Source organism: Streptomyces sp. SYSU D01066-1, from assembly GCF_054956795.1.
The window spans coordinates 104,647-130,337 of record NZ_JBUDHV010000016.1; the positions used below are offsets into that span (position 1 = coordinate 104,647).

Genomic DNA, 25,691 nt, shown 5'->3' on the forward strand with positions numbered 1-25,691 from the left:
GTCAGCCGTCCGGCGCCGTCAGGTGGGCCGTGTCGCCCCAGAGGACGGGCCGCAGACGGCGGCCGTCGCCGCGCCAGTGCGAGACGGAGGCGTGGGGAACGGGCGGCACCCGGCCGGGCGCCTCGGCACCGATCCCGGCCAGTACGTGGCGCAGGGCGACGACCACGGCGTCGTGCGCCACCAGGAGCACCCTGCGGGCGGGGGCGGCCGCGCCCAGGTCGGTGACGAACTGCCCCACCCGCAGGGCCACATCGGTCAGGGCCTCGCCGCCGGGCGGCCGGTACCACCACTCCCCCGCCGTCGCGCGGCGCTCGGCCTCCCGCGGTGCGCGCTCCCGCAGCACCGCCGGGGGCCAGAGTTCGTGGACGCCCGTCTCCCTGTCCCGCAGCCGTTCGTCGGCCACCACCGGCAGCGACGCGCCGTACGTCCCCGCGGCGCCCTCGGCCATACCCCGCCAGGTCTGGCGTGCGCGGACGTAGGGGGAACAGACCACCAGGTCCGGTCCCGTACCGGGCCGCTGGCCGGCCAGCCAGCGGCCCAGTGCGCCGGCCTGGGCGGCGCCCCTGCCGGACAGCGGCACGTCACGGTCCCGGCCGGGTACCGGCCGGGCCTGACCACCGGAGCGTCCGGCCGCGGCGAAGGCCACGTTCGCGGTGCTCTCCCCGTGGCGCACCGCCCACAGCGCGCCGAGGGCGCAGGGGGGCGTGAGGTCGACGGCGGGCGAGCCGGCCGGCGCGGAGTGCGGCTGGACCATACGGCCTCCTGTCGGTTCCCGCAGGCGCGTCCTGCCGGACCAGGTGGTGCGGGCAGGGTCCGACGGCCTTCAGGACGGGGCCCGGAGCAGCGGCTCGACGACCGCCCGGCCGCCGTACGGAAACGGCCCGCCGCGACGGGGGATACGCGGCGGGCCTCCGCTCAGTGTGACACGAACGGGGGCGGGGTGTTCCGTTCCCCTCCGCCGTGGCCGGAAAACTCCGCCCGGCGGTCATCCGTTCCCCGCGCCGACGGGCACGGCGACCGGACCGCGGGGGTCGGGGCCGCGGCCCGAACCGGCGTACCAGTGGGCGAACTCCGCTCCCTGCGGACCCGGCCGGCCGAGGTGGCGCATCCGCTCCCGCCGCAGCCGGAGCAGGAACCGGGGATCGGCTCCGGCGCCCTCGGGCAGGTGGAGCAGGGTGAGCAGCCGGTCGGCGAACTCCTGCACCTGCCAGGCCTCGGTGGCCCGCCGCCGCGCGTAGCCCGCCAGGCCGGCGCCGTCGCCGTCGCGGAACCAGGACAGCAGGCCGCGGGCGGCGTCGGCCGCGTCGGCGACGGCCAGGTTGAGCCCTTTGGCCCCGCTGGGGGTCAGTACGTGGGCGGCGTCACCGGCGAGGAGGACCCGGCCCAGCCGCGCCCGGTCGCGGACCATCCCCCGCATGCGGAGCATGCCGACGTCCAGGATCTCCCCCACGGCCGGGAGGCCGTCGGCCGCGGCGCCCGCCCGGGAGCGGAACGCCGCCCGGATGCCGTCCGGGGTCCAGCGTCCGGCCCGGTCCTCGCACGGCACCTGGAGGTAGAGGCGGGCGCGGTGACCGGTGCGCGGCATCAGCCCGGCGAACCCGTCCGCGTGGACGGCGTACGTCACCCCCTCGACGGGCCGCTCGACGGCCACCAGGGCGGTGAGCCAGTCGTAGGGGTAGCGGAAGGCCCGTGCCGTCCCGGGTGACAGGCTCTCGGCGAGGCTGTGCGGGCCGTCGCAGCAGAGCACGTAGTCGCAGACGACCTCCAGACCGTCGCCGAGCAGCCGCGGGCGGCCGGCGACGTCGGTGACCGCCCGCACCCTGTGGCCGAACCGGGGCGGGCAGCCCGCGGCCTCGGCCCTGACGACGAGGTCGCGCACCAGCGACTGCTGGGGATAGACCCGGTGGGCGGCGCCCCCGGACAGCGCGCCGTAGTCGACCCGCACCCGGCGGCCCTCGCAGACCATGTCGCACCAGGTGTGTCGCACGCCGTCCGCCAGCAGGCCGCCGGCCAGTCCCCGGCCCTCCAGGTACTCGACGACGCGGTGCTCGACCAGCCCGGCCCTGGCCCGCTCCTCGACGTCCTGCCGGGAGTCCTTCTCCAGCAGGCAGACGTCCACCCCCGCCGCGCCGAGCACACAGGCGGCCACCAGCCCCGCCGGGCCCGCGCCCACGATGCCGACCTGCGCCGACAGACGCAGGCTCACCGGCCGCGCTCCGCCAGCAGACGGGGGTCGACCAGCGCGGGGTTGAAGACCTCCCGGACCACGCCCAGGGGTTCGCTTCCGTGCCGCAGCAGACAGATCCGGTAGGCCGCGGGCGCGCCGCCCCGCGCGAGCGGCCACGGCGTCCGGCCGATGTCCAGCAGGGAGCGGTGCCCGCTCACGCCCGCCCGGTGCAGCTCGGGCCCGAGCGGGCCGGTGCCCCGCAGACACGCGGTGGTGCGCGCGTCCACGTCCAGGCGGCCGACGACCACGTTGGCCGACCACACCGTCCCGGCCAGGTCCACCAGCGTGCTGCTGCGGACCACCACGCGGTCCGGTCCGCCGAGTACGGCCGGCGCCATGGCGATGGGCGTGTCCCGGTCCCCGCGCACCTGGCACTCCAGTGCTCCCACGCGCAGCGGGGCCCGCGCCCAGGCCTGCAGGGAGGTGGTGGTGAGGCCGTCGCCGGCGAGCAGCAGGCGCGTGGCCGGGGAGGCGAACCGGGCGATCGCGTCCTTGCGGTCCTGGCTCGCGAAGCCGGCCGTCCGCTCTGTCGTGGTCACTTTCACCGTACCGTTCCGTCCGCCGCAGGATCTGCGGAGCTTCGTTGCGACCGTCGTCACGCGCACGTGACGCGCCTTTCACTCAACCGGACGCGTCGCGTCACCGGTCATGCGCGGGCGGGCCGTTCATCCCATCGGGCGGTCGCACCGGGGAAACGGGGACAGTGGCGGGCTGACTCCGAGACGATGGACGGTGGCCTCCGCTCAGCCGACGGCGCGGGACCAGGGGGCGGGTCCGGTCCCGGCGGCCCAGGCGTCCAGTTCCTCGCCGTTCACGCAGACTATGCCGCACTGCTGCGCGTAGGAGAGGGCGGGAGCGGTGAAGTCGCTGGTCGTGACGAGTACCGCGACCTCGGCCTCGTGGACGGTGAAGCACGTGCCGCCGAAGCGCTGCAGGTCCTGTGAGCCGACCTTGTGGCCTTCGCCGTACCGCTTGCACTGGACGACCATCCGCCGCCCGTCGGGGGTGCGTGCCAGGACGTCCGCGCCCAGGTCCTGGGGGCCGCCGACCACTTCCGTCTCGGGGCAGCCGTCCCGGGCGCAGAGGCCGGCCACGGCGTGTTCGAAGCCGTCGGGTTCCAGTGCGCCGTAGTCGGTCCCCGCAGCCGCGACCTCCGGTACGGGGACGGACACCGCCTGCTCGGCCGCCTCCTCCAGCGCCAGCGTGGCGTGCCGGGCGTACCCGGCGGCCGGCCGGCGGCGCCGCCCGGAGCGGCACAGCCACATCACCGCGGTGCCCGTCAGGACGAGCGCGAGGGCCCACGCGGGGCGCTGTCCGGCGGTCCGTGCCGCGGTGCGGACCACGAAGCCCGCCAGGCAGAGGAGGATCGCGAGGAGGAGGAAGAACAGGGCGGTGGCGCGCAGGTCGAAGCGCCGCTCGCGCTCCGCGCGGTGAACGGGGCGTGTGGGTGCGGTCATTGCGCTCCTTCCACAGGGCCCGGACGAGGACCACGACAAAGATCACTTCACTCCGCCTGCCCAAGATCGACGCGCTTAAGATGACGCGCGATCCGGCAAAACCCGAGTCCGCAGGCCCACGCCCACCGAAGGGACACCCGATGATCGAGACCGGAGCGGACGGCCGCAGCTGGCTGCTGTCCGGCCCGACGAGTTCCTACGCCCTGCGCCTGGACGACGAGGACCACCTGCTGCATCTGCACTGGGGTCCGCGGATCGGTCTCGCGGACGTCGCCGCGCTCGCCGGACCGCCCTTGCCGCAGTGGCCGTTCGAGTCCCCGCTCGACGGCCGTGAGGAGTATCCCGTCGAGGGCGGCCGGCGGTTCGCCGAACCGGCCCTGATCGTCCGCTCCCCGGGCGTCCGCGGCACCGCGTGGACGTTCGTCGCCGCCGAGACGGCGGGGGACGAACTGCGCCTCGCCTTCCGCGACCCCCTGACCTCGCTGTCCCTCACCCTCCACTACCGCCTGCGTGACGGACACGACGTCGTCGAGCGCTGGGCCACCGTCGCCAACACCTCGGCACACACGCCCCTGGAGGTGCCGCGGGCCGACTCGGCGACCTGGACGCTGCCCGTCCGCGCCTCCTGGCGCCTGTCCCACCTGCACGGCCGCTGGGGCGCGGAGAGCCGGCTGGTGCGCGTCCCGGTCGGCCACGGCGCCCACACGATCGGCAGCCGGCGCGGGCACACCGGGCACCAGCACCTGCCCTGGGTCGCGCTGGACGCCGACGGCAGTGCCACCGAGGAGCACGGCGAGGTCTACAGCTGCGCCCTCGCCTGGTCGGGCAGCTGGCGGCTGGCCGTCCGCCGGCTGCCCGACGGCACCGTCCAGGTGAGCGGCGGCTGGGGGCACGACGACACGGGGCTGCTGGTCCTGGCTCCCGGCGAGTCGCGCAGTACGCCCGTACTGGCGGGCGTGCGCTCCGCGGAAGGCTTCGGCGGGGCCAGTGCCGCCTGGCACGCCTGGCAGCTGGCGCACGTGATCCCGTCGGCCGCCGAGGACCGGCCGGTGCTCTACAACTCGTGGGAGGCGACCTGGTTCGAGGTGTCCGAGGAGCAGCAGCTGGCGCTGGCCCGCCGGGCCGCCGCGATCGGCACGGAGCTGTTCGTCCTCGACGACGGCTGGTTCGGGCGGCGGACCAGTGACCGGGCCGGGCTCGGCGACTGGAGCCCGAACCCGGACCGGTTCCCGCGCGGGCTGGCCCCGCTCGCCGAGGAGGTGCGCGCCCTGGGCATGCGGTTCGGCATCTGGGTGGAGCCGGAGATGGTCAACCCCGACAGCGACCTGTACCGGGCGCACCCGGAGTGGACCCAGCACGTCCCCGGCCGCGCGCCCACCGAGTTCCGCAACCAGCTCGTCCTCAACCTCGCCCGCGCCGACGTGGCCGCCTTCGTCGAGGAACGGATGCGCCGGCTGCTGGAGTCGGCGCCGATCGACTACGTCAAGTGGGACTTCAACCGCTCCTTCACCGACCCCGGCTGGCCCGGCGAGGCGTTCCCGGAACGGCTGTGGACGCAGCACGTGGAGGCGCTGTACGGCATTCTGGACCGGTTGCGGGCCGCCCACCCGGGCGTCGCCTTCGAGTCCTGCTCGGGCGGCGGCGGCCGGATCGACCTGGGCATCCTCTCCCGCACCGACCAGGTGTGGACCTCGGACAACACCGACCCGGCGGACCGGCTGGCCATCCAGCACGGTTTCGGGCAGGTGCATCCGGCGCGGGTGATGGCGGCCTGGGTGACGGACAGCCCCAACGAGCAGATGAACGGGCGGGTCAGCTCCCTGCGGTTCCGGTTCGTCAGCGCGATGGCCGGGGTGCTCGGCGTCGGCGGTGACCTCACCCGCTGGAGCGAGGCCGGACTCGACGAGGCGCGGAAGTGGATCGGCCTCTACAAGGAGATCCGGCCGGTCGTCCAGCGCGGGCGCCTGCGCCGGCTGCTGCCGCCGGACGGTGACGGCCTGAGCGCCGTCCAGTACAGCCTGGGCGACGAGGTCGTGGTCCTCGCCTGGCTGCGGGCCCAGTCCTTCGGTCAGGAACCGGCCCCGGTGCGGCTGCGCGGCCTGGACCCGGGCGCCGTGTACGTCTGCCGGGACACCGGCCGCCCCCACCGCGCGTCGGTCCTGCTCCACCACGGCCTGCGCACGGGGCTGCGCGGCGATCTGGACGCGGCGGTGTTCCGTTTCCGGCGCGAGGGCTGACCCGGACCGGGCTGTTTTCGGCCATCCGCCGGCCGCGTCCGCGCGGCGTGACCGGCGGACGGCCGGGCACGGCGGGGGCCGGGGCGCGGAATACGGACAGGACTTCCCGGCCGCTCCCTGTCCCGGCGGGTACGCGCTAGCTTGATCCCGCCGATCGCATTCCCGTTCGGCCGCCGGGTCGTGTGCGCGGGACTCCCGTGTCACGTACGGGCGTTGACGAGCCAGACGGGGGGCGAGAGGAGCCGGACGGTGACACAGGGGCGGGTACGGCCACGGGATCCCCGGCGGCTGCTGCTGGTCGAGGACGACCGGGAAATGGTCGGCATGCTCTCCGGGGTTCTGCGCGAGGACGGTTACGAGGTCGACTCGGCGACCGACGGGCAGCGGGGGCTGCACCTGGGCCTCACCCGGCGGTACGACGTGCTGGTGGTCGACCGGCGGCTGCCGGTGCTGGACGGCCTCGACCTGCTGGGCCGGCTGCGCTCGCGCGCGGTGCGCACCCCGGTGCTCATGCTGACCGCGATGGGCACCGTGCACGACCGGGTCGACGGGCTGGACGCCGGCGCCGACGACTACCTGGTCAAACCGTTCGACCTGGACGAACTCGGCGCCCGGCTCAGAGCCCTGTGCCGACGGGCGCTCGACGTCACCGACACCCTGCGGATCGGTTCCGGCCGGCTGCACGTCGGTGCGCGCGAGGTCGAACTGCCCGACGGGCGGCGGATCACCCTGGCGGCCCGGGAGTTCGCGCTGCTGTGGGCGCTCGCCTCCCGCCCCGGCACCGTGTACTCGCGGGCGGAGCTGCGCCGGATGGTGTTCCAGGAGGCGCCCGCGTCGTCCATCGTCGACACCTACGTCTACTACCTGCGCCGCAAGCTCGGCCGGCAGGTGGTGCGCACGGTGCGCGGCCTCGGCTACCGGCTGGGGGCGCTGTGAGGTCGTCGCAGGCCGCGGAGCGCGCGGAGGTGCGTCTGGCCCGGCTGCGGATCTCGGTGATCACCGGGGCGATCATCACACTGCTCATGGTGGTGGTCGGCCTCGTCGCGGACACGGTGATGAGCCGGGCGCAGAACGACCAGGTGTGGCGGGAGCTGCGTTACGGCGCCTCGCGCGGCGACCTGTCGAGTCCGCCGGTGTGCACCTGGCTCTACGCGGCCGGCGCCACCCCGCTCGCCAACGCGCCGGACGGGTTCCCGGTCCGGACCGATCTGGACCAAGTGCGCCGGACCGGGAAGACGGTGGAGCGGGCGGTGCGCCGCAACGGCACGGTCTATCTGGTGCGCACCCAGGCGCGGGCGGACGGGGACGTGGTGCAGGCGGTGCTCGACCTGCGGTTCCAGCTCGCCGACCGCAGGCACCTGTGGTACGCGCTGGGCGTCGCGGAGCTGGTGGGGCTGATCGCGGCGGCCGTCACGGGCGCGGTCCTCGGCCGGGTGTCCGTGGCGCCGCTGGCCGAGGCGCTGGCCCGGCAGCGCCGGTTCGTCACGGACGCCAGTCACGAGCTGCGCACCCCCGTCACCCAGGTGTACACCCGGGCCCAGGTGCTGTCCCGGCAGGCGCGGGCCGCGCGGCTGCCGGCCGAGCACCGTGACGGACTGGCCCGGCTGGTCGGTTCGGCGGGCCGGCTCGGAGCGGTCCTGGACGACCTGCTGCTCTCCGCGAGCCTCGCGGCGGATCCCGCGCGGCCCGCGGAGCGGGTGCCGGTCGATCTGACGGCGCTGGCCCGGTCGGTGGTGGCCGAGGAGGCGGAGCGGATCCGGACCGGCGGCCTCACCGTGACCGTGGGCGGCGCGCGCCGGTCCCTGTTCGTCGGCGGTGTCGAGTCGGCGCTGCGCCGGGCGGTCGGGGAGCTGCTGTCCAACGCCATCAGCCACACCCCGGCGGGCGGACGGGTGGCGGTGACGCTCACCCGTTCGGGCCCGGCCGTGGAGCTGACGGTCTCGGACACCGGACCGGGTTTCGACCCCGCCGAGGCGGAGCGGCTGTTCGAGCGGTTCCACCGGGCCGGCGACGGCGGGCGGTACGGGCTGGGGCTGGCGCTGCTGCGGGAGGTGGTCACGGGACACGGCGGTACGGTGACCGCGGCGGGCCGGCCCGGGCGGGGCGCCCGGTTCACCATCCGGCTGCCGGAGTGCGCCGCCCCGCCGGAGCGGGTCCCGGCGGCCCCGGTCACGGCAGGCCGCGGGTGAGCAGCAGCCGGGCCGCGGCGCGCACGTCGGCGTCCAGCGGGCGGTCCGGTTCGACCGGCGGGACGGTCCCGGCGAGGGCGTCCAGGAGTTCGGCGCAGCGGGGCGCGGTGGGCCGGCGGGCGCCGACGTGGACGGCCTGGCGCAGGCCGACCGCGAGCGACCCGCACAGCAGGCCCAGCAGCCCGGCCATGTCGTAGGAGCGCAGGGCGGCCTGGGTGCCGAAGGGGACGACGTCCTGGTTGTGCAGGTTGGTCGGCAGGCTCTGCACGGCGGCCGGGGTGGCGCCTCGCCGGATCTCGGCGACGAACGCGGTGGTGGCCAGCTGCACGCCCTGCAGGCCGTGCTGGACGCCGGGCGCGGTGGCGAGCATGGGCGGCAGGCCCCCGTTGCGCGCCGGGTCCACCAGCAGGTCGAGCTGGCGTTCGGCGAGGTTGCCGAGCTGGGCGGTGACGGAGGCGAGCAGGTCGGCGGCGAACGCGGCGGGCTGCCCGAAGAAGTTCCCGCCGTGCACGACCCGGCCCTCGCCCTCGCCGTCACCGTCGGAGAAGAACAGGGGGTTGTCGCTGATCCCGCCGAGGTCGGCGGCGACCACGCCGTCCACGTAAGCCAGGGCGTCCTCGGCCGCGCCGAGCAGCTGCGGGGCGCAGCGGATGCTGTACGGCTCCTGGAGCGGCCGGGTCCCGGACGGGCGGGCGCCGGTCAGGGTGTGCCGCATGCGGGTGCCGACGCCGGCCGCACCGGGGTGGCCGTAGGCGCGGAGCAGGCCGGCGTCGAGGAAGCCGGGGTCGCAGCCGAGGAGGTCGGTGAGCAGACAGGTGAGGTCGGTGAGCGCGCGGTGCGCGGCGCGGACGGTGTCGCGGGCCAGGACGAGGGCGGCGGTGGTGACGGAGGTGCCGTTGACGAGGGCGAGGGCGTCGCGGCCGTCCAGGGCGAGCGGGGTCAGCCCGGCGGCGGTGAGCGCGTCGGCGGCGGGCAGCCGGCGGCCGTCCAGGTAGGCGTGGCCCCGGCCGCGCAGGGCCTGGGTGGCGTAGGCGAGCGGGATGAGGTCGCCGCTGGCGCCGACGGAGCCGTAGCGGGGGACGGCGGGCGAGAAGGTCGTGGCGAACATCGCGGCGAGCCGCTCGACGGTCTCGGCGGACACCCCGGAGTGTCCCTGGGCCAGCGACCAGGTGCGCAGCAGCAGGGCGGCGCGGGTGACGTCGTGCGGCAGGTCCGGGCCCTGCCCCGCGCCGAGGTGGGCCAGGGTGTTGTCGCACTGGTCGGCCTCGTCGGCGCGGCCCGCGTAGCCGACGAGGGCGCCGAAGCCGGTGGTGGCGCCGTAGACCGGGCCGTCCTGCCGCAGCGCGCGGAAGAGGCGCCGGCCGCGCTCGAGGCGGGCGCGGGCCGTGTCGTCCACGGTGACGGTGAGCGGGGCCGCCGCGCGGCGCAGGGCGGTGGCGTCCAGGGGGCCGGTGAGTGTGACGGAGTCCGTGGTGGTGAGCACGGGTCCAGAACGTAGGCGGGGAATCTCAGAGCCCTCTGAAATCCGGTGGATAGCTTCCGGGCCATGGCGCACGACTATCTGATCATCGGAGCGGGGCCCGCGGGACTGCAACTCGCCGCCGCCCTGGAGCGTGACGGTGCGGACTACGTCGTCCTGGAGCGCGGCGGCGTTCCCGGCGCGTTCTTCGAGCGGTTCCCCCGGCACCGCACCCTCATCTCGACCAACAAGGTGCACACCGGATACGACGATCCGGAGCTGCGGCTGCGGATGGACTGGAACTCGCTGCTGAGCGACGATCCGGAGCTGCTGTTCACCAAGTACAGTCCGCGCTACTTCCCGCCGGCCGACGACTTCCTGCGCTATCTGTCGGACTTCGCCGCCCGCACCGGGGTGCGCGTGCGGTACGGCACCGAGGTGACGCGGGTCTCCCGGGACGCCGACGGCTTCACCGTCACCGCCGGGGACGGACAGTCCTGGCGGGCGCGGCGGGTGGTGGCCGCCACCGGGGTCTCCCTGCCGAACGTGCCGGACATCCCCGGCATCGAACTGGCCGAGCGGTACGACTCCTTCGACCCCGACCCGGAGACCTTCACCGACCAGCGGGTGCTGATCATCGGGCGGGGCAACTCCGCCTTCGAGACGGCCGACAGCCTGATGGAGAACGCGGCGGTCATCCACGTCGTCGGCCCGGGTTCGCTGCCGATGGCGTGGCGGACGCACTACGTCGGACATCTGCGGGCGGTCAACAACAACTTCCTCGACAGTTACCAGCTGAAGTCGCAGAACGCGCTCCTGGACGGCCGGGTGCTCTCGATCCGGCGGGCGGCGGACGGTTTCCACGTACCGGTCGCCTTCGAGCGGGCCGACGACGTGGTCAAGGAGATCCGCTACGACCGGGTGATCGTCGCCACCGGTTTCCGGCTCGACACCTCGGTCTTCGACGAGACCTGCGCCCCCGGCCTGACGGTGAACGGCCGGTTCCCGGACCTGACGGCGACCGGCGAGTCGGTCAACGTGCCGGACCTGTACTTCGCCGGGACGCTGATGCAGGGCCGGGACTTCAAGAAGGCCACCACCGGCTTCGTCCACGGCTTCCGCTACACGGTCCGCGCCCTGCACCGGACGCTGCGGCAGCGGTACGAGGGGGAGCCCTGGCCGGTGACCGAGCTGGGGACGGACACCGAGCGGGCCGTCGAGGAGGTCATCACCCGCGTCAACCGGTCCTCCGCGCTGTGGCAGCAGTTCGGCGTCCTCGGCGACGTCCTGCTGCTCGCCCCGGACGGCACCCTGCGCTACGCCGAGGAGGTGCCGGTCGGCCATGTGCCGGACGCGGTGCGGGCCAAGGACTTCGGGGAGGCCGAGGCGCACGCGGTGATCACCCTGGAGTACGGGGAGGACCACGACCGGGTCGATCCCTTCGACGTCACGGCGGGCCGCAAGTCGCAGCAGGACGTGGCGGGTCTGGACGGCCGTTATCTGCATCCCGTCGTCCGCTGGTACCGGGGCGGCGCGTTCGTCGACGCGTACCACCTCGCGGAGAACCTGGAGAACGAGTGGGACAGCGAGGAGTTCCACCGCGCCCCGCTGCGCGCCTTCCTGGCGGCCAGGCGCGGCCCGGCTGCCCCGGTGGCACCGTGATCCTGCGCGACCTGCACGACAAGGCGCGGCAGTCACTGGACCCCGCCCGCTACGACTACGTGGCGGGCGGGGCGGGCGAGGAACGGGTCCTCGCCGACAACGAGCGGGCCTTCGACCGGTACGCGCTGCTGCCCCGGGTGCTGTCGGGCTGCGAGGGGCGCGACACCGCGGTCGACCTGCCGGGCGCCCCGCGGACGTCTCCGGTGGTCGTGGCGCCGACCGCGTTCCACCGGCTGGCGCATCCCGGCGGCGAGCGGGCCACGGCCCGGGCCGCCGCGGCCGAGGGCAGCGTCCTGGTGACCGGGACCGCGTCGACCACCGCGGTCGCCGACGTGGTCGCGGCGGCCGGGGACGCGCCCGTGTGGTTCCAGCTGTATCCGCACCCCCGCCGCGAGGTCACCGAGGCGCTGGTGCGGCGGGCCGAGGAGGCGGGCTGCACGGCCCTGGTGGTGACCGTCGACTCCCCGGTGTTCGGCCGGCACACCCGGGACCTGCGCAACGGCTTCACCGACCTGCCGCCCGGCTACGCGGCGGAGAACATGCGCGGCCTGCCCGGCGCCCCGCCCGGCGCCCTCACCGACATCCCGATGTCGCCCGCGGTGTCCTGGCGCGACGTCGACGGTCTCGTCGGTCTGACCTCACTGCCCGTGCTGCTCAAGGGGGTCCTGCACCCGGCGGACGCCCGGCTGGCCGTGGAGCACGGCGCGGCCGGCGTGTTCGTCTCCAACCACGGGGGCCGCCAGTCGGACGCCGTCCCGGCGGCCGTGGACTGCCTGCCCGCGGTCGTGGCGGCGGTGGCGGGCCGGGTGCCGGTCCTGCTGGACGGCGGGATCCGCCGGGGCAGCGACGTCGCCGTGGCGCTGGCGCTGGGCGCGAGCGCCGTCGGTGTGGGGCGCCCGGTGGTGTGGGGCCTGGCCGCCGAGGGCGAGACGGGGGTGCGGCGGGTGCTGGCGGCGCTGCGCGACGAGTACGACCACACCCTCGCGCTGTGCGGGGGGCGCCGGAACACCGATCTGACGAAGGACATGGTCGTCCGGAAGGGCGGGACGTGGTGAACAGCGGGCCGAAGCGGGCCCCCGCTACGACGTGGTGGCTGCCGCGGAGCGTGGTGGCGCTGCGGGTACGGATCTTCGAGAAGGTCAACGGCGACCGCGCGGTGACCCTGCCCGACGCCAGGCACGGACCCGAGGTGTTCGAGCGGGTCTACGCCCATCCCGCGGCGAACGGGCGCAGCGCCGGGGCGGGGTTGTCCGACCTGTTCTGGTACTGGCTGGCACCGGGTCCGGAGGTGCACCAGGAGCACCTGGAGCCCGGCGAGCGCTACGAGGAGGTGGCCGCGACGACGCGGCGCGTCCTGGCCGGCGGCTCGCAGGCCCTCGCGGCGGCGGCCGGCCGGGCCGTCGCCGGCGTACTGGACCCCCTGCCGGACGACCGGATCAGCCTGGTCCGGCTGCGGGACCTGGTGATGCCCGCGTGGGCGGAGTTCTGCTACGGACTGGTCTTCCAGGAGCCGTGTCCGGCGCGTGCCCGGGATTTGATCACCGCGCACGCCGACGATGTGATCAGCGCCCTGAAGTGCACCGGGCTGCGTCATCCGCGGCGCCGGGCGCGGCTGACGGCGTATCTGCGCGAGCGGATCGCGGCCGGTGACGTGCCGCACCGGCTGCCGGCCTCGCTGTCCCTGTCCGAGCAGGCGCACTACCTGCAGGGGACGTTCTTCAACACGGCCGTGGTGCAGCTCTCCGAGGCGACCGCGCACGTGCTGCTGGCGCTGGCCCGCCATCCGGAGGCGCAGCAGCGGCTGCGGGCGGACCCGGGCGACGACCGGTACCTCACCCGCGTACTGGACGAGACGATGCGGCTGTACCCGCTGTTCGGCATCGCGCACCGCGTCACCACCGGGGAGATCCCGCTCGACGAGGAGACGGTGCTGCCGGCCGGCTCGGTGGTGTGCTTCAGCTATCCCGACTACCACACCACCGGCTACGACCGTCCCGAGGAGTTCGACCCGGACCGCTGGGAGTCCCTGTCCGCCAAGGACGCCCACCACATCCCGTTCGGGGTGGCGGCCAACCGGCCCTGTCCGGCGTGGCGGCTGTCCCCGCTGGTGCTGCGGGCCGCGGTCCGGGAGGTGCTGCGCCGCTACCGGCTGGACTCCACGGCCTCGCACACCCGGTCCAACCCGCACCGCGCCCCCTGTCTGCTGATCCCGCGCGGCCTGTCCCCGGGCCGCCGGCTGGCGGTGCTGCGCGGGTTCGTGCGGGCGCGGGACGGGGTCGAGGACGTCACCCGGGCCGTGCGGCAGCTCGTGCTCGGCACGGTCATGGTGCTGCACGCCCGCAGACTGCGGCTGGCGGGCCGCTACTTCGAGGAGCATCCGGCCGGGCGCTGCCCGGTCGCCCACCCGGAAGGAAACAGCAGATGAGTGCCACGGACCTCGCCCCCGCGTTCTTCCTCGCCGTCGTGGTCATCCTGATCGTCTGCCGGGTGGTGAGCCGGCTGCTGGCACTGGCCGGGCAGCCTCCCGTGGTCGGCGAGATGCTGGCGGGGGTGGTGCTGGGCCCCTCGGTGCTCGGCGCCCTGCTGCCGGGCGTGGAGTCGGGTCTCTTCCCGCAGGAACTGCGCCCGGTCCTGTACGTGGTGGGGCAGATCGGCCTGGTCGCGTTCATGTTCCACGTCGGCTGGGACTTCCGGGTGGACCGGCTGCGGGGCGTGGCCCGGCCCGCCGGGCTGGTCTCCGCGGCCGGGGTGGTGGTACCGGTGCTGCTCGGTGTGCTGCTGGTCGTCCTCGCCGGTGAGCGGACCGGCACCATGGCCCCGGACGTGTCGCTGACGGTGTCGGCCCTGTTCGTCGGGGTCGCGCTGGCCGTGACGGCCTTTCCGATGCTGGCCCGGATCATCGCCGAGCAGAAGCTGGCGGGCACCCGGCACGGGTCGCTCTCGCTGGGCGCGGGCGCGGTCGACGACGCGGTGGCCTGGATCCTGCTCGCGGGGGTCTTCAGCATCGCCGGCGGCAGCGCCGGGCTGGTGTCGCTGGCCGTCGCCGGCGGGTTCGGGCTCATGGTGGCCTTGGCGGTGGTGGTACGGCTGCGGGGGCGCACCGTGCTGCTCGCCGAGCGGGCGGCGCCGGAGAACCTGCTCCTCGTGCTGGTCGGCGTGCTGTTCCTGGTGGCCTGGTACGCGGACGAGATCGGGCTGTACGCGGTGTTCGGGGCGTTCAGCCTCGGACTGGTCTTCCCGCGCTCGCCGCAGCTGGACCGCTCGGTGGAGACCATCGAGCCGGTGGGCCGGATGTTCCTGCCGTTGTTCTTCACCTACTCGGGGCTGAACACGGACTTCACCCTGCTGGGCTCCGGCCCGGTGCTGCTGTTCACCGCGGGGTGCGTGCTGGTCGCGGTGGCCGGGAAGTTCGGCGCCTGCTGGCTCGCCGCGCGCCTCTCGGGGGAGCCGAACCGGGTGGCGCTGCGGGTCGGGGCGCTGATGAACGCGCGGGGGCTGATGCAGCTGATCGCGCTCAACCTGGGGCTGGCGGCGGGCATCGTGACGCAGGCGATGTTCAGCGCGCTGGTGGTGGTCGCCATCGTCACCACCGTCATGGCGACGCCGCTGCTGGTACTGATCGACCGGCGGGAGCGGACCCGGAACGGGCGGGACGAGGGGCACGGACGGGACGAGCGGCCGCGGCCCGCGGCCGTGGCCGAGAGCCACTGAGCACGGTGAAGGGCCCGGCCGTCGGCCGGGCCCTTCACCGTGCCGGGCGGTTAGCCTCCGCTCGCCAGCCGCCGTTTGTCGGGCTTGCCGGCGGGCGTGAGCGGCACCTCCTCGATGAGGGTGAGCCGGGTCGGCGCGCACGCCTCGCCCAGTCGCGCGGCCACCAGGTTCCGCAGTTCACCGAGGCCGGGGACGCGTCCGCCGGCGGGTACGACGAAGGCGTGCACGGCCTCCCCGGTGCTGTCGTCGGGGACGGCGGTGACGTACGCCTCGGCCACCGCCGGGTGGGTGGCCAGCAGGCGTTCCACGGGACCGGCGTAGTACAGGTTGGCGTTGACGATGATCACGTCGCGGGCCCGTCCGGTGAGCCACAGCCGGCCCTGACCGTCGAGCCGGCCGAGGTCACGGGTGCGGACCCAGCCGTCCGGGGTGAACACCTCGGCGGTCAGGGCGGGTTCGCGCCAGTAGCCGCGGGCCTGCGAGGGGGTGCGCACGAACAGTTCGCCGTCGGTGCCGGGCGGGACGGGGCGGCCGTCGGTGTCCCTGACCTCCAGGTCGACGGGCGGGACGCCGAGCGAACCGGGCTCGTCGTCCGGGGTGGCCATGGAGATCATGCCGGTCTCGGTCTGGCCGTAGCCGTGGAAGACGACCGGCCCGAGCACCTCGGCGGCCTCGCGCAGCCGCCCCGGTGGCAGCGGGGACCCGGAGACCATCAGCGCGCGCAGCGAGCCGAGGTCCACGGGTGAGGCCCGCCGGCTGGCGACGAGCTTGGTCAGCCGGGCCACGGTGATGACGCTCGCGGTGGCCCGGTGGCGTACGAAGGCGTCGGGGAAGGCGGGCGGGTCGGCGGTGACGAGGGTGCCGCCGGCGGCGAGGGTGAGCAGGCCGTACTCCATCATCACCTGGCTCGCCAGGGTGCCGAAGACCAGGAACCGGTCGAGGCGGGCGGCGAGTTCGCGAACGGCGGGCGGCCAGGCGTCCGGTCGCAGCGTCCAGGCCGCGGTCATCGCCGCGTAGGTCTGGGCGCAGGCCTTCGGCAGGCCGGTGCTGCCGCTGGTGTGGATGAGCCGGGCGACGTCCCCGGGCCGGGCCGTGACCCGCGGCCGGAGGCCGTCGTCCGGCGTGGACAGCAGGTCGTCGAGGGCGAGGACGGTCCCCAAAGGCCCCGTGTCCGGCCCGTCGGTGACCCGGTACGCGACGTCCGCGAGGAGGTGTTCCCGCTGGCGGCCGGTCAGCCCCGGCCGTACGCCGACCACACGGGCGCCGACGACATGGGCGGCGACGACGGCGGCGAACGCCTCGGGGCTGACGCCCAGCAGCAGCGCGACGCCGTCACCGGGGCCGACGCCGTGCTCGCGCAGGCCGTGGGTCACGCGCCGTACGTCCGCGAGGAGCCGGGACCCGGTGACGGCCCGGTCCAGGTGCTCGAAGACCACGCGGTCGCCCGCCGCGTCGAGGAGGTCGAGCACGCGGCCGGGGAACTGCTCAGTCAAGGCATGCCTTCAGGTAGGCGACGAGCGGCTGCTGGTGGACGGCCGGGATGTCCCAGTCGTTCTCCAGGTTCTCCGCGAGGTGGTGGGTGCCGGCCAGGACGCCGTCGCGGTAGTGGCGGACGACGGGGTGCAGGTAGACGGAGTCCGCGGCGTGCTCGACGTCGTTCTCGACGACGCGCGGGACGCTGATGTCGAACGGGTCGACGTCGTCGTGTCCGGGCCCGTACTCCAGGTCGACGACGAACCGGTGCGCGGCGGGGCCGAGGCCGCCGTCGGTGACGTGGTCGAGCGGGACCTCCTCCTGGTAGCGGGCCCGGTCCCCGTCGACGGTGACCACGTCGCCGAGGAACCCGAACTGCTGCCAGAGCCCGGAGGAGCGGTTGACGCGGGCGATGAGGGCGTCGGCGACCGCCTCCGGGGTCGCGGGCAGTTCGGCGGCGGGCCAGGGGGTGTCGTGGTAGCGGGCGTCGAGGATGCGGCCCAGGGCCCGGACGCCGTAGCGGAAGCCGTGGATGAAGCCGTTGGTGAACTTCTTGAAGTCCCGCTGCTGGGTGAGGGTGCCGGCGAAGTAGAGGTCCGGTACGTTCACCGACTCGTAGGCGGAGGTCTGTTCGGGGAACCGGTCGTCGATGACGAGGGCGGGGCGGCAGGTCTCGTCGAAGACGCTCGCGTCGAAGCGGAAGCCGGCGGCCACGATGATCCGGTCGTAGCGCAGTTCGCGCAGCCGTTCCGTGGTGCGGGCGTAGCGGAACACCACCCGGAACCCGCCTGCGGGGCTCTTCTCGATGCTCTCCACGGTGCCGTCCAGGACGGCGTTCTGCGACTTGAGCTGATAGCTGTCCAGGAAGTTGTTGTTCACCGCGCGCAGATGGCCGACGAAGTGGGTCTGCCAGGCCATCTTAAGCGAGTGCGGGCCGGCCACGTGGATGACGGCCGCCTTGGCCATCAGGGACTCGGCGGTCTCGAACGCCGAGTTGCCCTTGCCGATGACCAGGACCCGCTGGTTGGTGAAGGAGGCCGGATCGGTGTCGAAGTCGTCGTAGCGCTCGGCGAGTCCGATGCCGGGGATGGGCGGTACGTTGAGGCGGGAGACGCCGGTCGCCACGATGATCCGGCGGGCCTGCCAGGTCCGTCCGGCGCCGTCGAGGACGGTGAAGACGCCGTCGGCGCGAAAGACGCGGACGGCTTCGGTGCCGTACTCGACGTGGACGCCGGTCTTCTCGGCGTAGTCGGCGAGGTAGCGCACGAAGTCGTCGGCGCGGGGGAAGTAGTCGTCGCTGTACCGGGTGAACAGCAGCCGCGGGTCGTCGCTGAGCAGCGAGTTCCAGTCCATGCGGAGGCTGAGCTCCGGGTCGCTGTATCCGGTGTTGACCTTGTTGATGGATATCAACTGCCGATGCCGGGGGAAGCGGGTGAAGAACGTTCCCGGGCCGCTTCCCCGCTCCAGGACGACGTAGTCGCGTCCGTCGCGTTCCAGGGAAGCGGCGAGCTGAAGTCCGGCCGGTCCGGCCCCGATGATCAGGTAATCGCGCACCATGGACGGGACGCTAGCGGCGGGAAATCAGAACGTTCTGAGATTGCCGGCCGGGGCGGGCACGGGTGGCGGGCCGGGGCTCGCCGGCCGGCTCGGGGTGGCCGGCGGGGGCGTGCTCAGGGCGGGCGCCGGCCGACTCCAGGCGGAGCACGCCCTCTTCGTCGGGGGTGCCGGGCGCCGCCTGGTAGACCACCATGCGCTGGCCGCCGGTCCGGGCCAGGCTCATGATCTCGTAGGTCAGGGTCATCGTTCCGGCCGTCGGGTGGCGGAACGTCTTCTGTCCGCCGCCGCGTTCACAGACGTCGTAGCGTTCCCACAGGCGGGCGAACTCCGGTGACTTCACGGCCAGTTCGCCGACGAGGGCGGTCAGCTCCGCGGAGTCCGGGTCGGCACCGGCGACCGCGCGCAGGTGCGCCACCGAGGAGGCGACGGTCGCCTCCCACGGGTCGTAGAGGGCCCGGCCGACCGGGTGGAGGAAGAGGTAGCGGGTCAGGTTGCGCCGTTCCTCGGGCCAGTCCCACAGGCCGGGCATCAGCCGTCGGCCGGGCGGGTTGGCGGCGAGGACGCGGTTGAAGCGGTTGACCACGTAGGCGGGCATCGGGCGTACCGACTCCAGCATCCGCAGGACCGAGTCGCGGACGGTGTGGTCGGAGCAGGCGGGCAGGTCGCAGAGGCGGCCGGAGGCCAGTTCCGCGAGTTCGTGGAGGCGTTCGTAGGCGTCGCCGCGCAGCCGCAGGGCGCGGCCGAGGGCGTCCACGACCGCGGGGGACGGGTTGGTCTCCCGGCCACGCTCCAGGCGGATGTAGTAGTCGACGCTCACCCCGGCCAGCGCGGCCAGTTCCTCCCGGCGCAGGCCGGGGGTGCGGCGCAGGCCCGCGCCGGCCGGCAGGCCGACGTCCTGCGGGCGTACCTGGGCCCTGCGGGCCTTGAGGTAGCGGCCGAGTTCGGTGCCCCGTGCGTCCCCTGCTGTCGCCATCGGCCCATTGTGGCAGCCGGTCGGCGAGCGTGAGGGGCCGCGTCACTGCCTGGAACGCGGCACCCCGGTACGACGCGGTCTGCCGGGCGGCGCCCGGAAGGCGGATGGTGGTGGTGAGCGGGCGGCCCGGCCGCCGGGGCCCAGGGGGTGCGTGGCACCGGACCGCGGCCCGGTGGCCGGTGCCGTCCGCCGTCGGTCCGTGTCCCTCGTCCGCCCGGGAGCCCTGCCGTGCCTGCCCTTCCCTCTTCGTCCGCGTCCGCGTCCTCGTCCCCGCCCCCGTCCCCGGTCTCGTCATCGTCCCCGGCCTCATCCCCGGTCCCGCCCACGTCCCGGGCCCCGGTCGACAGGGGTGGCCCCGGGCCGTCGTCGCGGTCCGACGGGCGGGACGGTCCGCCGGGGCCGCGGCGGACCGCGCCGGGCGGCGGCCTCGCCCTGGTCGCCGCGCTGCTCGGCTTCAGCGTCATCACCATCGACGTCTCCGCCGTGAACATCGCGCTGCCCGCCGTCCAGGACGCCCTCAGCGGCGGAATGGCGGGACTGCAATGGGTGGTCGACGCGTACACCCTCACCTTCGCCGCCCTGATGCTGTCCGCCGGCGCCCTGGCCGACCGCGTCGGTGCCCGCCGCGCCTATGCCTGGGGCGTGGCCCTGTTCACCGTCTCCTCCCTGGCCTGCGCGCTCGCTCCGGACATCGCCGTACTGACCGGGGCGCGCGTGGCGCAGGGCGGCGCGGCGGCGATCGTGATGCCGGCCTCGCTGGCGCTGATCCGGCACGCCTACGACGACGCGCGGTCCCGGGCCCGCGCCATCGCCCTGTGGGCGGTCGGCGGTTCGGTGGCGATGGCCATGGGTCCGGTGCTGGGCGGGCTGCTCACCGACTCGGCCGGCTGGCGGGCGGTGTTCCTGCTGAACCTGCCGGTCGGCACGGTGATCCTGGGGCTGCTGGTGCGGGTGCCGGTCTCTCCGCGCCGGCCCGCCGCGCTCGACGGAGCCGGGCAGCTGACGGCCGTACTGGCCCTGGCGGGGCTGGCGTTCGCGGTGATCGAGGGCGGGCACCGGGGCTGGACCAGCGGTCCCGTACTGGCGTCCGCCGCGCTCGCCGTCGTCTCCGGGTACGCGTTCCACGCGGTGGAGCGCCGGCAGCGGCGGCCCATGGTACCGCTGGACATGCTGACCGACCGGCGGGTCGCCGTGCCGCTGGCGGTCGGCTTCTCCGTCAACGCCGCCTTCTACGGCGGGATATTCCTCCTCGGGCTGTACTACCAGCAGGTGCGCGGCATGTCGGGGACCGCGGCCGGGCTGATGTTCGTCCCGATGTCGGTGCTGGTGACGGCGGTCAACCTGGTCTCGCCGCGGCTGGCGGAGCGGATCGGGCGGCGACCGGTGATCGTGGCCGGGCAACTGGTGTTCGTCGGCGCGATGCCGGCCCTCATGCCGCTGGCGGCGCACACGCCGGTGTGGCTGGTACTGGTGCTGCTGGTGCCGCTGAGCGTCGGAGGGGCGGTGGTGGTGCCCGCGCTGACGGCGCTGCTGATCGACGCCGTGCCGGGAGAGCGGGCGGGAACGGCGTCGGGGCTGTTCAACTCCCTGCGGCAGACCGGCGGAGCGCTCGCCGTCGCCCTGTTCGGCAGCCTGCTCGCCGCCCCGGACGGCGGCTTCTCCCTGCCGGGCATGCGCCTGGGCCTGCTCGTCGTCGCCGCCCTCCTGCTGGCCACCGCCGTGCTGTCCCGACTGGCGCTGCCCCGGGAGTGACCCGGCCCGCTCAGGAATCCGCGGTCCGGCCGGCGGCCTGCCGGGCTCGGGTCCCGTCTGTTGCGATGTCCTGGACGCCGATCACGGAGAGCAGCGCCGGCTGTCCCGCACCCTCGCCGCCGGGCGGTGCGGTGAGCCACAGCAGGCGTCGGCAGCCGTCCTCGCTGGACAGGCTGTGGCGGTCCGGTCCGACGCGTGCGCCCGCTGTCCCGCCCGCGCGGGAGGCCGCCTTTCCGTGCCGATCACGCCCCGAGCGGTGGACGAACGCCCACTGGCCGGCCTCCGGGGGCCGCGCGCCGTGGTCAACACCCGCCTGCGTCCCTTCGCCGTGCGCAGCGTCTCCTTCCCGCAGAGCTTCACCTGCTTCGGCGCACGGCTGAGCGTGGCGTCGCGGTTCCCGCAGACCGGGGACGACGAGCGGCGGCCCGTGTACCCGTCCTTCACCCGCGCCCCGGGCACCGTGCGGTGCGCCGTGGTCACCGACGTCCCCCGGGCGCGCGCCGCCGCGCTCCCCCGCCACTGGGTCCGGGCCCTGGGCTGACGCCGTCCGCCGGCGTGCGGACAGTGGAGGCAAGCAGGGCCAGCTTGTCCGCGCTGTCGGTGCCGGGGTCCGGGTGGAGCACTTCCAGCACCTGGCCCGCCGTACCGCCGATGTCCAGTTTCTCTCGGTTCAGGTGGAGGTCTCCGGCCCGGGGGTGGGCGAGACGCATCGGGGCGCCCTCGCACACCCTGATGTCGTGGCGGGCCCAGAGCCGGCTGAAGCGGGGACTGGCCAGGGAGAGCCCGCCGACCAGCTCGACGAACCGGGGGTCGTCGGTGTCGGTGCCGACCGACTCGCGGAAGACGGCGACCGCTTCCCCGGTGATCTCCTCCCAGTCCGGGTGGAGGGCCTGTTCGTCGGGGTCGAGGAACAGGTCCCACAGGCGGTTGGCCCCCACCGCCAGACGCGGCGACAGGGCCGTCGCCAAGGGGTTGGCGGCGAGGATGCCGAAGAAGCGGTCCTCGACCACCGCGGGCAGCGGGAGGGTGGCGACGAGCTGGGCGATGCCCGCGGGCACGGTTTCCTCGCGGGGGCGGCGGGGCCGCCGGCGCGGCCGGGCGGCGGCGAGGCGCAGCAGGTAGGCCGTCGCGTCGTCGTCGAGCCGCAGCACGCGGGCGAGCGCCTCCAGGACCTGCACGGACGGGTTGCGGTCCCGGCCCTGCTCCAGGCGCAGGTAGTAGTCGGCGCTGATGCCGGCGAGCACCGCGACCTCCTCCCGGCGCAGTCCCGGCACGCGTCGTGTCCCCACCGCGGGGAGACCGGCCTGTTGGGGGGTGACGAGCCGACGGCGAGCGCGCAGGTGGTCACCCAGCAGGTTCGGTCCGTCGGTCATCCGCTCACTGTAGTGCGCGGGCCGGGGCCGTTCCTGGTCCTGTCACCCCCAGGACCGCGGGGGCGTTGGTCCGTCCGGCGGCCGGTCCGCATCGTGGTCGGTGGCTTCCACGCCGCACGTACGGACCAGCACAGCAAGGAGCACCCCCATGTCGACGTACCTGCTCGTACACGGCGCCTGGCACAGCGGCCGGGTCTGGGACCGGGTGGTCCCGCTGCTGGCCTCGGCCGGTCACCGCGCGCTCGCTCCGTCCCTGACCGGGTACGGCGACAAGGCACACCTGCTCGGCCCCGGGGTGGGACTCGACACCCACGTCGACGACGTGGTCGGACTGCTCGTCGAGGAGGACCTCACCGACGTGGTGCTCGTGGGGCACAGCTACGCCGGGCTGGTCGTCTCGGCGGTCGCCCACCGGGTCCCGGAGCGGGTGGCGCACCTGGTGTACCTCGACGCGATGGTCCCGCTGGACGGCGAGAGCGCGGCCGACGTCATGCCCGTGACCCGGCACCTGATCGACCGGGCGCTGGAGTCCGGGAGCGGCTGGCGGGTTCCGCCGCTGCCCGAACTGCCGCCCCCGGCGGGCTTGTTCGGGGTCACCGACCCGGCGGACATCGCCTGGCTGCGCACGATGGTGTCGGACCATCCGGTGCGCTGCCTCCAGCAGCGGGTCCGGCTGGACAACCCGGCCGCGGACGCGATCCCGCGGACCCACGTCCACTGCGTCGCCGGTGTGCCAAAGGATTTCGCCCGGCGGCCCGTCCCCCCGGTGCAGCCCAACGGTGAGCCCGCGCGGGTGTGGGAGCTGCCGACCGGCCACGACTGCATGGTCACCATGCCGGAAGAGCTGACCGAGGTGTTGCTGCGAGCGGCAGGGGTGGAGGCCGCGTAACCGTCGTTCCCCTCCTCAGGACCCGCTCGGCGCGTGGCTGAGGTCCACGACGCAGAAGAGGTTGCCGTCGGGGTCGGCGAGGACGACGAAGTCGGGGTCGGCGAGGACGACGAAGTCGGGCTCGGGCGGGTACAGGTCCCAGTCGACGGCCCGGGCCCCGAGCCCGATCAGCCGCTGGACCTCCGTCCGCTGCTCCTCGGCGCTGTCCGTGAGGAGGTCGAGGTGCAGCCGGGGGCGCGGCTCCCCCGGTGACGCGCTGAGCAGCAGGCCGAATGCCCGGCCGGAACCGTCGGCGTGGTGGAGCGTGCGCCAGGTCTCGCTGCTCCGCTCGTCGGCGGTGACCAGGTCCAGCGCCTGTGTCCAGAAGGCCACCGCGCGGGGCAGGTCCGTGACACCGGTGACGGGCATTCCGAGTCGCAGCATGGAACAAGGAAAGGCAAGGGCCGTGCCCGGCCTCCGCGCGCGGCGCGGGCCGCGTCGGCGCCTGGCCGGAAGGCGTACGGCGGTCAGTCGTCCGGGGTCCATCCCGGGCGGCCCCGCGGCGGACCGGCCAGGACGAGGTGTTCGAGGGCCGCGTACCGCTCGCGTTCGCGCCGTGCGCCGCGGCGTCCGCCGCACAGGGTCCCCAGCCAGCCGAACACGAAGCCCGCCGGCACCGACACCAGGGCGGTCGTCGAGAACGGGAACCAGTTGAAGTCGGCCTCGGGGAAGGCGGCGGCCGGGGACCCGGATACCAGCCGGGTGCCGGACATCAGGACCAGGGTGACGGCCGAGCCGCCGATCAGGGTGCACAGCAGGCCGGTGCGGCTGAAACGGCGCCAGAACAGGGTGAAGACCAGGGCGGGGGCGATGGCCGAGGCGCCCAGGCAGAAGGAGAGCGTCGCCAGCGGCTGCAGTCCGCGGTGCTGGGCCAGGGCGGCCAGCACCACCACCGGCACTCCGACGACCAGCGCGCTGACCCGGGCCAGGGTCGTCTCCCGCACCGGCCCGAGGCCCGCGCGGCGGGAGGCGGCGACGTCGTGCGCCAGCGAGTTGGCGCAGGCGAGCGTCATCCCCGCGACGGAGGCGAGCAGGGTGAGGAAGACCGCCGTGGTGACCGTGCTGAACAGCAGGCTCTCGGCGCGGGACACCCCGGGGCCGAACGCGGCCCGCGCGCCCAGCAGATAGGCCGTGCTGCCGCGCGGGTCCGCCGCGGTGATCCCCGCGCGGCCGACGAGCGCCGTGGCGCCGATGCCGACGACGGTGATCACCAGCATGAACAGGGCCACCGACGACACCGCCCAGGACATGGTGCGCCGCACCTGCGGGGCGCTGCCGGCGGTGTACATGCGCATGGTGACGTGCGGCAGACAGGCGCCGCCCAGCACGATGGCGACCTGGGTGCTGATCATGTCCGCGCCGGGGTGGGGCCCGTCCGCGAACTGCAGTCCGTACCGCAGGAACGCGTCGCCGGCCCCGCTGCGCCGCGCGGCCGTGTCGACCATGGTCCCCGGGCGCCAGTCGAACGTGTACAGGATGAGGGCGGCGACGACCAGTCCGGAGCCCAGCAGGATGACCGTCTTGAGGATCTGGATCAGCGCGGTGCCCTTCATCCCGCCCAGCGCCGCGTAGCTGATCATCAGCAGTCCCGCGCCGACGACGCACCCGGTCTTCATGGCGCTGTCGGAGAAGCCCAGGATGAACGCGAGCAGCTCCCCCACGCCCGCCAGCTGCACGATCATCATCGGCACCAGCGACAGCAGCGTCACCGCGCACGCCGCGACGCGCACCGACCGTCCCGGCATACGGCGGCCCAGCGCGTCGCCCATGGTGAACCGGCCCGTGTTGTGCAGGGGTTCGGCGAGCAGCACCATCAGCAGCAGCAGGGACAGCAGTGTGCTCAGGGCCAGGACGACACCGTCGTAGCCGCACAGCGCGATGACCCCGCCGATGGTGAGGACGGTGGCGGCGGAGATGTAGTCGCCGGCCACGGCCAGGCCGTTGCGCAGCGGCGACAGCGAGCGGTAGCCGGTGTAGAACTCCTCCAGGTCGTCGCGGTCGGGGCCGGTCAGCACGCACAGCAGCAGCGTGACGGTGACGACGCTGCAGAACGCGACGAGGGACCAGGACTGGGCGGCGCCACCGAGTTCCGTCATCGCGGTGGCGTCCCGTCGCCGTCGGCCGGGTGTCCGTAGCCGCTGACTCTGCGGGCCGGCGGATCGACGTACCGGCGTGCCGTGTACACGAAGAGGACGACGGCCAGCCAGGTGACCGGCACCTGGATCAGGGCCAGCAGCAGTCCCGTGGGGAGACCGCCGGGCGCGGGGCGGGCCATGAGGGCGGGTGCCTCGACGGTGAGCGTGAGGAAGACGGCGAAGTAGCCGAGGGCGACGAAGGTGGCCGCCCGCCGCTGCCGGCGGCAGGCGCGCCGCAGGACCCGCAGTGCCCGGTGGTGACCGGACCACGAGGCCGGGCCGGCCCCGTCCCGCTGTCGGACCGGGCACGACTCCGAGTTGTCGTAGGACATCTCAAGTCTCCTAGCGCGGCAGGGGGTCCGGCACGCATCGCACGCTATGCGGGTGCCACGGGACGCGAGGGGTTTTCCGTTGAACTGTTCGACGGGGTTCCTCCCGCTGCCGGTCTCCTCCGTTGCCCGTGGTGCCACCGGGCCGGGAGGAGACCCGAGTGGCGTGCTCCGCCTCGTCTCGCGTGGCCCCTCTCCCCCATCGGCCGTAGCCGTCCGTACGTCCCGT

Annotated in this window: 22 protein-coding genes; 10 read left to right on the forward strand and 12 right to left on the reverse strand. The window is 74.6% G+C overall.

Translation table 11 applies throughout. The annotated features are described in order from the left end of the window. Position 1: 1 nt before the first annotated feature. From ACY1JF_RS17535 to ACY1JF_RS17550, 4 genes are all read right to left on the reverse strand, one after another. On the reverse strand, positions 2-754 hold the full coding sequence (locus ACY1JF_RS17535; protein WP_462706066.1) for a histidine phosphatase family protein: 753 nt from the start codon (positions 752-754) through the stop codon (positions 2-4). Positions 755-985: 231 nt separating this feature from the next. Next, complete coding sequence (locus ACY1JF_RS17540; RefSeq protein WP_462706067.1) at positions 986-2,206, reverse strand: FAD-dependent monooxygenase; 1,221 nt, start codon at positions 2,204-2,206, stop codon at positions 986-988. Then, complete coding sequence (locus tag ACY1JF_RS17545) at positions 2,203-2,766, reverse strand: hypothetical protein (protein WP_462706068.1); 564 nt, start codon at positions 2,764-2,766, stop codon at positions 2,203-2,205. The genes ACY1JF_RS17540 and ACY1JF_RS17545 overlap by 4 nt, the downstream gene beginning before the upstream one ends. A gap of 204 nt (positions 2,767-2,970) precedes the next feature. Then, complete coding sequence (locus ACY1JF_RS17550; protein ID WP_462706069.1) at positions 2,971-3,684, reverse strand: restriction endonuclease; 714 nt, start codon at positions 3,682-3,684, stop codon at positions 2,971-2,973. Positions 3,685-3,824: 140 nt separating this feature from the next. On the opposite strand from ACY1JF_RS17550, the gene ACY1JF_RS17555 reads away from it, so the two are divergent. From ACY1JF_RS17555 to ACY1JF_RS17565, 3 genes are all read left to right on the forward strand, one after another. Beyond that, positions 3,825-5,921, forward strand: coding sequence for an alpha-galactosidase (locus ACY1JF_RS17555; RefSeq protein ID WP_462706070.1), 2,097 nt, complete (start codon positions 3,825-3,827; stop codon positions 5,919-5,921). Between the two features lie 249 nt (positions 5,922-6,170). Further along, positions 6,171-6,857: a response regulator transcription factor gene (locus ACY1JF_RS17560; protein ID WP_462706071.1), complete on the forward strand. Its 687-nt coding sequence runs from the start codon at positions 6,171-6,173 to the stop codon at positions 6,855-6,857. Then, positions 6,854-8,110 (forward strand): sensor histidine kinase, encoded by a 1,257-nt coding sequence (locus tag ACY1JF_RS17565; RefSeq protein ID WP_462706072.1) that lies wholly within the window; start codon positions 6,854-6,856, stop codon positions 8,108-8,110. The genes ACY1JF_RS17560 and ACY1JF_RS17565 overlap by 4 nt, the downstream gene beginning before the upstream one ends. On the opposite strand, the gene ACY1JF_RS17570 is transcribed toward ACY1JF_RS17565, so the two are convergent. After that, complete coding sequence (locus ACY1JF_RS17570; protein ID WP_462706073.1) at positions 8,091-9,593, reverse strand: HAL/PAL/TAL family ammonia-lyase; 1,503 nt, start codon at positions 9,591-9,593, stop codon at positions 8,091-8,093. The genes ACY1JF_RS17565 and ACY1JF_RS17570 overlap by 20 nt on opposite strands. A gap of 63 nt (positions 9,594-9,656) precedes the next feature. Here ACY1JF_RS17570 and ACY1JF_RS17575 point away from each other — a divergent pair, with 63 nt between their 5' ends. The 4 genes from ACY1JF_RS17575 to ACY1JF_RS17590 are packed head-to-tail and all read left to right on the forward strand — an operon-like array spanning position 9,657 to position 14,942. Continuing rightward, positions 9,657-11,231, forward strand: coding sequence for an NAD(P)-binding domain-containing protein (locus ACY1JF_RS17575; protein ID WP_462706074.1), 1,575 nt, complete (start codon positions 9,657-9,659; stop codon positions 11,229-11,231). After that, positions 11,228-12,286, forward strand: a complete 1,059-nt coding sequence (locus ACY1JF_RS17580; protein ID WP_462706075.1) for an alpha-hydroxy acid oxidase — start codon at positions 11,228-11,230, stop codon at positions 12,284-12,286. Before ACY1JF_RS17575 ends, ACY1JF_RS17580 begins: the two co-directional genes overlap by 4 nt. Next, the gene (locus ACY1JF_RS17585) at positions 12,280-13,656 is read left to right on the forward strand and encodes a cytochrome P450 (protein ID WP_462706076.1); all 1,377 of its coding nucleotides are present in this window, start codon (positions 12,280-12,282) and stop codon (positions 13,654-13,656) included. The genes ACY1JF_RS17580 and ACY1JF_RS17585 overlap by 7 nt, the downstream gene beginning before the upstream one ends. Further along, the gene (locus tag ACY1JF_RS17590) at positions 13,653-14,942 is read left to right on the forward strand and encodes a cation:proton antiporter (protein ID WP_462706077.1); all 1,290 of its coding nucleotides are present in this window, start codon (positions 13,653-13,655) and stop codon (positions 14,940-14,942) included. Before ACY1JF_RS17585 ends, ACY1JF_RS17590 begins: the two co-directional genes overlap by 4 nt. Before the next feature lie 50 nt (positions 14,943-14,992). On the opposite strand, the gene ACY1JF_RS17595 is transcribed toward ACY1JF_RS17590, so the two are convergent. Genes ACY1JF_RS17595 through ACY1JF_RS17605 form a run of 3 tightly spaced genes read right to left on the reverse strand, consistent with a single transcriptional unit; the run spans position 14,993 to position 18,945 of the window. Then, on the reverse strand, positions 14,993-16,435 hold the full coding sequence (locus ACY1JF_RS17595) for a class I adenylate-forming enzyme family protein (protein ID WP_462706078.1): 1,443 nt from the start codon (positions 16,433-16,435) through the stop codon (positions 14,993-14,995). Continuing rightward, positions 16,428-17,972 (reverse strand): NAD(P)-binding domain-containing protein, encoded by a 1,545-nt coding sequence (locus ACY1JF_RS17600; protein ID WP_462706079.1) that lies wholly within the window; start codon positions 17,970-17,972, stop codon positions 16,428-16,430. The genes ACY1JF_RS17595 and ACY1JF_RS17600 overlap by 8 nt, the downstream gene beginning before the upstream one ends. Positions 17,973-17,982: 10 nt before the next feature. Continuing rightward, the gene (locus ACY1JF_RS17605) at positions 17,983-18,945 is read right to left on the reverse strand and encodes a helix-turn-helix domain-containing protein (RefSeq protein ID WP_462706080.1); all 963 of its coding nucleotides are present in this window, start codon (positions 18,943-18,945) and stop codon (positions 17,983-17,985) included. A 228-nt stretch (positions 18,946-19,173) separates the two neighbouring features. Between ACY1JF_RS17605 and ACY1JF_RS17610 the strand changes: the two genes are divergently transcribed. Together ACY1JF_RS17610 and ACY1JF_RS17615 are read left to right on the forward strand one after the other, a co-directional pair. Further along, entirely contained in the window at positions 19,174-20,697 is a 1,524-nt protein-coding gene (locus ACY1JF_RS17610) for an MFS transporter (protein ID WP_462706081.1), read from the forward strand. A 235-nt stretch (positions 20,698-20,932) separates the two neighbouring features. Further along, the gene (locus ACY1JF_RS17615; RefSeq protein WP_462706082.1) at positions 20,933-21,238 is read left to right on the forward strand and encodes a hypothetical protein; all 306 of its coding nucleotides are present in this window, start codon (positions 20,933-20,935) and stop codon (positions 21,236-21,238) included. Here the strand turns inward: ACY1JF_RS17615 and ACY1JF_RS17620 are convergent. Beyond that, the gene (locus ACY1JF_RS17620; RefSeq protein WP_462706083.1) at positions 21,174-22,070 is read right to left on the reverse strand and encodes a helix-turn-helix domain-containing protein; all 897 of its coding nucleotides are present in this window, start codon (positions 22,068-22,070) and stop codon (positions 21,174-21,176) included. The genes ACY1JF_RS17615 and ACY1JF_RS17620 overlap by 65 nt on opposite strands. Positions 22,071-22,218: 148 nt before the next feature. On the opposite strand from ACY1JF_RS17620, the gene ACY1JF_RS17625 reads away from it, so the two are divergent. Then, positions 22,219-22,959, forward strand: a complete 741-nt coding sequence (locus tag ACY1JF_RS17625; RefSeq protein WP_462706084.1) for an alpha/beta hydrolase — start codon at positions 22,219-22,221, stop codon at positions 22,957-22,959. 15 nt (positions 22,960-22,974) lie between these two features. Here the strand turns inward: ACY1JF_RS17625 and ACY1JF_RS17630 are convergent, their stop codons facing one another. The 3 genes from ACY1JF_RS17630 to ACY1JF_RS17640 form a co-directional block, all read right to left on the reverse strand. Next, positions 22,975-23,382, reverse strand: coding sequence for a VOC family protein (locus ACY1JF_RS17630; protein ID WP_462706085.1), 408 nt, complete (start codon positions 23,380-23,382; stop codon positions 22,975-22,977). A gap of 83 nt (positions 23,383-23,465) precedes the next feature. After that, positions 23,466-25,094, reverse strand: a complete 1,629-nt coding sequence (locus ACY1JF_RS17635; RefSeq protein WP_462706086.1) for a sodium/solute symporter — start codon at positions 25,092-25,094, stop codon at positions 23,466-23,468. After that, positions 25,091-25,465, reverse strand: coding sequence for a DUF485 domain-containing protein (locus tag ACY1JF_RS17640; protein WP_462706087.1), 375 nt, complete (start codon positions 25,463-25,465; stop codon positions 25,091-25,093). Before ACY1JF_RS17640 ends, ACY1JF_RS17635 begins: the two co-directional genes overlap by 4 nt. Positions 25,466-25,691 lie beyond the last annotated feature (226 nt).

What these genes read in the sequence shown, in the direction of transcription:
- ACY1JF_RS17535 (WP_462706066.1), bottom strand. Translation starts at nt 754, where the DNA reads ATGGTCCAGCCGCACTCCGCGCCGGCCGGCTCGCCCGCCGTCGACCTC.
- ACY1JF_RS17550 (WP_462706069.1), bottom strand. Translation starts at nt 3,684, where the DNA reads ATGACCGCACCCACACGCCCCGTTCACCGCGCGGAGCGCGAGCGGCGC.
- ACY1JF_RS17555 (WP_462706070.1), top strand. Translation starts at nt 3,825, where the DNA reads ATGATCGAGACCGGAGCGGACGGCCGCAGCTGGCTGCTGTCCGGCCCG.
- ACY1JF_RS17575 (WP_462706074.1), top strand. Translation starts at nt 9,657, where the DNA reads ATGGCGCACGACTATCTGATCATCGGAGCGGGGCCCGCGGGACTGCAA.
- ACY1JF_RS17590 (WP_462706077.1), top strand. Translation starts at nt 13,653, where the DNA reads ATGAGTGCCACGGACCTCGCCCCCGCGTTCTTCCTCGCCGTCGTGGTC.
- ACY1JF_RS17600 (WP_462706079.1), bottom strand. Translation starts at nt 17,972, where the DNA reads ATGGTGCGCGATTACCTGATCATCGGGGCCGGACCGGCCGGACTTCAG.
- ACY1JF_RS17605 (WP_462706080.1), bottom strand. Translation starts at nt 18,945, where the DNA reads ATGGCGACAGCAGGGGACGCACGGGGCACCGAACTCGGCCGCTACCTC.
- ACY1JF_RS17620 (WP_462706083.1), bottom strand. Translation starts at nt 22,070, where the DNA reads ATGACCGACGGACCGAACCTGCTGGGTGACCACCTGCGCGCTCGCCGT.
- ACY1JF_RS17625 (WP_462706084.1), top strand. Translation starts at nt 22,219, where the DNA reads ATGTCGACGTACCTGCTCGTACACGGCGCCTGGCACAGCGGCCGGGTC.
- ACY1JF_RS17630 (WP_462706085.1), bottom strand. Translation starts at nt 23,382, where the DNA reads ATGCTGCGACTCGGAATGCCCGTCACCGGTGTCACGGACCTGCCCCGC.
- ACY1JF_RS17635 (WP_462706086.1), bottom strand. Translation starts at nt 25,094, where the DNA reads ATGACGGAACTCGGTGGCGCCGCCCAGTCCTGGTCCCTCGTCGCGTTC.
- ACY1JF_RS17640 (WP_462706087.1), bottom strand. Translation starts at nt 25,465, where the DNA reads ATGTCCTACGACAACTCGGAGTCGTGCCCGGTCCGACAGCGGGACGGG.